The sequence below is a fragment of the Lysobacter zhanggongensis genome (assembly GCF_046638635.1).
Classification (GTDB): domain Bacteria; phylum Pseudomonadota; class Gammaproteobacteria; order Xanthomonadales; family Xanthomonadaceae; genus Novilysobacter; species Novilysobacter luteus.
In genome coordinates this window covers 1-2,743 of the sequence record NZ_JBJXHK010000143.1, presented here as the reverse complement: position 1 = coordinate 2,743, position 2,743 = coordinate 1, and the positions used below count along the sequence as shown (strand labels likewise).

The window sequence follows — 2,743 nt, the reverse complement described above, 5'->3', positions numbered from 1 at the left end:
TGCGCGAGGAACGCGCGCTGCCGACCCTGCGAGCGTTGCGCGATGCGGTCGGGCTGCGCAACCTCGCCGCTGGCGCAGACGCGCGCGGCGCCGGCGCACCCACGCGCCCGGTCGCGCTCCCGCAGTTCAAGCAGTACCGGGAGGCCGACGGCCGGTTCTACTTCAAGCTGGTGCAGGGCGATCGCGTGTTGCTGCAGAGCGAGGGATTCGACTCGCCACGCGACGCCGGGCTGCGGATCGCCGCGATCAAGCGCGATGGCCTGGACCCCGCCGACGGCATGGTCGCCAGTGCGCCCGATGTCGCCAACGAGGACGTGCTTGCCGCGCTGGCGGCGATACGTGCGGCCGACGCCGAGAAGTCTGCCAGCCGCGCGGATTGACCGCGAAGGAACGCGACAACAACGGCGCGCCGACTGCCTGAACGCATGCGGCGGCGCGTCGTCGAGTGGGGCGTCCATCACGGGACAGCGGTAGGGCGACCGTTACCCTGCGGGGGAATCCGACCGCCCCCGTCCATGCCTTCCAGCCTCCTGTCACGCGTGCCCGACCGCCTGGTGCCCGGTGTCGACATCGACACCGCCGGCGGCGCGCCCGTGCCTCCAACGGGACGCGGCGACGAGGCGCTGGGTGACATCGTGCGGCTTGCCGCCCTGCTGTGCGACGCGCCGGCCGCGGCCATCGCGCTGGTGGATGGCGGGTGGTTCCGGCTGGAGGCGGGCACCGGCGTGGTACGGGAGGCGCTGCCGCGCGACAACGCACTCAGCGAACGCGCAATGGCCGACCCTGGCGCCACGCTGGTGGTCGACGACATCCCGGCGGGTGAGGCGCGGACGATTCCGATCGCCGGCGGTACTGCGCGGTTCTACGCCGGCCGCGCGCTGTGCGACGCCGAGGGCCACCCGATCGGGGTGATCTGCGTCCTCGACCTCGTCGCCCGGACGCTGGATGCCCGCCAGCATGAAGGCCTGGAGATCCTGGCCCGGCAGGCGCAGCGACTGCTCGAACTGGACCGCCACGCGCGCCAGCAGCAGCTTGAACTGACCGAGCACCGCGACATGACCCGCGCGCTCGAGCACCGCGCGACCCACGACACGCTGACCGGCCTGCTCAACCGCGACGCTCTGGCGCAACTGCGGCAAAGCCCGCAGGCGCTCGCGCGTCTGGCGGCCGGCCCGTATTGCCTGATGCTGCTCGACATCGACCACTTCAAGCAGGTCAACGACCGCCACGGCCACCTGCTGGGCGACAACGCGTTGCGCCAGGCCGCGGCCGCGGTGGCAGCAGCCATCCGGGCTGACGACGTCGCGGTGCGTTTCGGTGGCGAGGAGTTCCTGGTGGTTTTGCCGTCGACCTCGCCCGCCAGTGCGGCGGAGATCGCCGAGCGCATCCGCCAGAGCGTGGCGCTGCTGGCGCTGCCGTTTACGTTGACCCTGTCAGCCGGCGTCGCCGCAGGCGACCCGTCGCGGGACCTGCCCGAGGAGGTCTTCCAGCGCGCCGACCAGGCGCTGTACCGGGCCAAGGCCGGCGGGCGCGACCGCGTGGTGGTCGACGATACCGAGCGGGTGGACCGCTAGTCCCAGCGGTGGGGCGCCGGCCGGCCGTTGTCGTCGCGCAGGGGCACCACGCAGAAGCGTTGGCCGTCGGGCGCCTGCATCACCCACCAGCGTTTGACGAACGCGACGCGGGTGGCGCCGAGCGCCTCCAGTCGCGCCACCTCGGCGTCGATGTCGTCGGTCTCGATGTCCAGGTGGACGCGCGAGGGGTGGTCGACCTTCTGCACCTCCACGTGCAGGTCACCCGGCACGCCGGCGAACTCGGCGTACTGGCCGGTGCCGCCCGAATCGGGGTCGGCCACCCGCAGGCCGAGCGCGGCGCTCCAGAAGCGGGCCGTGGTGTCGAGGTCGTCGCTGCGGCTGTCGATGATGAAGCCGGCCAGGCGGCTGTGGTGGGCCATGGCGTCCTCCGGAAGTAAAAAGGGCGCACCGTGTGGTGCGCCCCCTGTGTCGCAGCCTACTGCGGCGCGCCGAGGTCGTCGAGCAGCGCCTTGAGGAACCGGGCGGCCTCGCCGCCGGTGCAGGCGCGGTGGTCGAAGGTCAGCGAAATCGGCATGCGACGGTGCACCTCGATGCCGCCCATCACCGCCACCACGTCGTGGGAGAGCTTGCCGGCGCCGACGATGGCGACGGTCGGCGGCACGACCACCGGGGTCGCGTAGCGGCCGGCGAACATGCCGAAGTTGGACAGGCAGATGGTGTACCCCGACAGCTCGCTGGCGGGGATGCTGCGATCCTCCACCTGCGCCCGCAGGCGCTGGATCGCGCCGCGCACGCCCGCGGCATCGAGCATGTCGGCGTTGCGCAGGGCCGGCACGAACAGGCCGTCGTCGGTGTCGACCGCGATGCCGATGTCGACCTGCGGGTGCATCGTCCGCACCAGCTTGTCGCCGTCGAACCACGCATTGAGCGCCGGCACCGCCTTGCAGGCCGCGACGATCGCGCGGATCAGGCGGGCGGTGATGTCCTGCTTGCCGATCCAGGCGTGGAGATCGGCGTCGTCGCACAGGGTGGTCGGGACCACCTTGCTGTGCGCGTCGGCCATGACCCGCGCCATGTTGCGGCGCACGCCCTTGAGCTGTTCGGGCTGGCCGCTGGCGGCCACGCCTGGCGGCTGCGTGCGCATCGGCCGGCCCCCCTGCGACAGCGTGCTGCGCTGGGCCGGGGCAGGAGCCGATGCCGCCACCGGG

The 2,743-nt window shown here is 72.5% G+C and carries 3 protein-coding genes and 1 pseudogene; 2 read left to right on the top strand and 2 right to left on the bottom strand.

Features of this window, described 5'->3' with window-relative positions:
* Both ACKVMH_RS13195 and ACKVMH_RS13190 read left to right on the top strand, forming a co-directional pair.
* Positions 1 to 380, top strand: a pseudogene (locus tag ACKVMH_RS13195) (tryptophan--tRNA ligase); the annotation flags it as partial.
* 135 nt (positions 381 to 515) lie between these two features.
* Positions 516 to 1,574: a GGDEF domain-containing protein gene (locus tag ACKVMH_RS13190; protein ID WP_412700629.1), complete on the top strand. Its 1,059-nt coding sequence runs from the start codon at positions 516 to 518 to the stop codon at positions 1,572 to 1,574.
* Here ACKVMH_RS13190 and ACKVMH_RS13185 read toward each other — a convergent pair.
* Both ACKVMH_RS13185 and ACKVMH_RS13180 read right to left on the bottom strand, forming a co-directional pair.
* The gene (locus tag ACKVMH_RS13185; RefSeq protein ID WP_215218853.1) at positions 1,571 to 1,954 is read right to left on the bottom strand and encodes a VOC family protein; all 384 of its coding nucleotides are present in this window, start codon (positions 1,952 to 1,954) and stop codon (positions 1,571 to 1,573) included. The two genes, ACKVMH_RS13190 and ACKVMH_RS13185, sit on opposite strands and share 4 nt — an antisense overlap.
* Before the next feature lie 56 nt (positions 1,955 to 2,010).
* On the bottom strand, positions 2,011 to 2,743 hold a 733-nt coding region (locus ACKVMH_RS13180), incomplete at its 5' end, for a dihydrolipoamide acetyltransferase family protein (RefSeq protein ID WP_412700628.1).

Excerpts from the sequence above, each read along its gene's own strand:
- ACKVMH_RS13190 (WP_412700629.1), top strand. The coding sequence starts at position 516 with ATGCCTTCCAGCCTCCTGTCACGCGTGCCCGACCGCCTGGTGCCCGGT.
- ACKVMH_RS13185 (WP_215218853.1), bottom strand. The coding sequence starts at position 1,954 with ATGGCCCACCACAGCCGCCTGGCCGGCTTCATCATCGACAGCCGCAGC.